1 protein-coding gene and 1 pseudogene are annotated in these 1,887 nt (G+C 36.2%); both read left to right on the forward strand.

The features are described from left to right. The first annotated feature begins 46 nt into the window (after positions 1-46). The gene (locus DBR11_RS27485; protein WP_199233984.1) at positions 47-1,708 is read left to right on the forward strand and encodes a M1 family metallopeptidase; all 1,662 of its coding nucleotides are present in this window, start codon (positions 47-49) and stop codon (positions 1,706-1,708) included. Positions 1,709-1,824: 116 nt separating this feature from the next. After that, positions 1,825-1,887: pseudogene (locus DBR11_RS30700) on the forward strand (transcriptional regulator); the annotation flags it as partial.

A 1,887-nucleotide genomic window follows, 5' to 3' on the forward strand; every position in this document is an offset into this window, starting at 1 on the left:
GAATAAAAACATGTAATTTACTTAGTGCCAGTTTAGCGCCTTTTTTATGAAAAACATTTTTTATTTAGTGTTATTACTTTTCTTTACTCATTTTCCGATAATTACAAAAGCACAGCTATTTGCTCCTAAAAAGACTTTTTCCAGAGCTGATAGTTTAAAAGGAAGATTAACCGCTATAAGAAGTTGTTACGATGTTAATTTTTACCATCTGGATGTGAAGTTTGATATTCAGAAGCGGTTTATTACAGGTAGTAATCTTTTTCAATTTACAGCGACGCGGGATTTTATTAAATTACAGTTTGATCTGTTTGCTAATTTGGATATTGATAAAATCATGTATCACGGTCGGGAGCTAAACTATATTCGTGAGGCTAATGCCGTATTTGTTTCTTTTCCGCAGAAGATTAATAAAGATAGTAAAGATGAATTTACGGTGTTTTATTCCGGTTATCCGAACGTTGCAAAAAAAGCCCCGATGGAAAGTGGGATTGTATTTGCTCAAGATTCTTTGGGCTATCCATTAGTAGCCACTGCATGTGAAAGTCAAGGCGCTAGTATTTGGTGGCCAAATAAAGATCATCTTTCCGATGAACCTGATAGTATGCTTATTAGTGTGAGGGTACCTAGGGAATTAAAGGAAGTATCTAATGGACGTTTAAGAAAGGTTACTGAGCTTAAAGACGGGTATAAGAAGTTTGATTGGTTTGTGGGTAATCCGATTAATAATTACAATGTAGCTGTAAATATTGGAAACTATATTCATTATGGCGATAGTTATGAGGGGGAAAAGGGGAGACTTACGCTGGATTACTGGGTTTTACCTTATAATCTGCATAGGGCAAAATCGGATTTCGGAAGGAATGTAAAACCTTTATTAAAAGTGTACGAACATTGGTTTGGTCCATACCCTTTTTATGAAGATGGGTATAAATTGGTGGAGACACCATATCCTGCCATGGAACACCAGAGTGCTATTAGTTATGGAGGATATATGAAAAATGGACCAAAAAACGAATTGGTAGGCGTAAAGGGAGGTGTTAAATGGGATTTCGTAATTGTTCATGAAAGTTCACATGAGTGGTTTGGAAATAATATTACAGCTGCGGATCTGGCTGATTTATGGATTCATGAAGCTTTTGGGAGTTATGCAGAGTCTTTGTTTGTTGAAGAAATGCACGGGAAAAAGGCTGCTCTGGATTATATTCAAGCGAATCGTGCCGAAATATCGAATGACAGGCCTGTTACTGGGCCTTATGATGTGAATCAAATGGGGTCTGGTGATATGTATGCAAAGGGTGCAGTCTTGCTCAATACGGTCAGAACGGTCGTTGGTGACGACGAAAAGTGGCGTAGTATTTTAAGAGGGTTGAACAAGAAGTTCTATCATCAAACGGTGACTTATAATCAAATAGTTGACTACATTAACATGCAATCGGGTAAAGATCTGAAACTTGTATTTGATCAGTATTTACACTATAAAAGTCTTCCGGTTCTGGAAATCACCAATAAGAGTGGTCAATTGGTTTGTCGCTGGATTGCCGAAGCTCAAGGTTTCAATATGCCTGTTGGGGTTAGGGTACCAGGTGGAGAATATCAGTTTATATATCCTTTGGATAGATTCTCTCCTATAAATATTAATGGGGCTTCGCTTGAAACCATAGAGGTGGATACTTCTAATTTCTATTTAGGAATTCTAAAGTCAATTTAACAGGTTAATCTCTTATTGGGTATAATTATTTCGATTTTTAAAGTAACTAAGAAATTAAAAATAAAATTTGCGTAGTTAAATGACTACGTTTATATTTGTAGTCAAATAGCTACATAATGAATTTAAGAAGAGATGTATTTCAGGCAATAGCAGATCCGACAAGAAGAGCGATACTTCTG

Source organism: Pedobacter sp. HMWF019, assembly GCF_003061025.1.
In the GTDB taxonomy this organism is placed as follows: domain Bacteria; phylum Bacteroidota; class Bacteroidia; order Sphingobacteriales; family Sphingobacteriaceae; genus Pedobacter.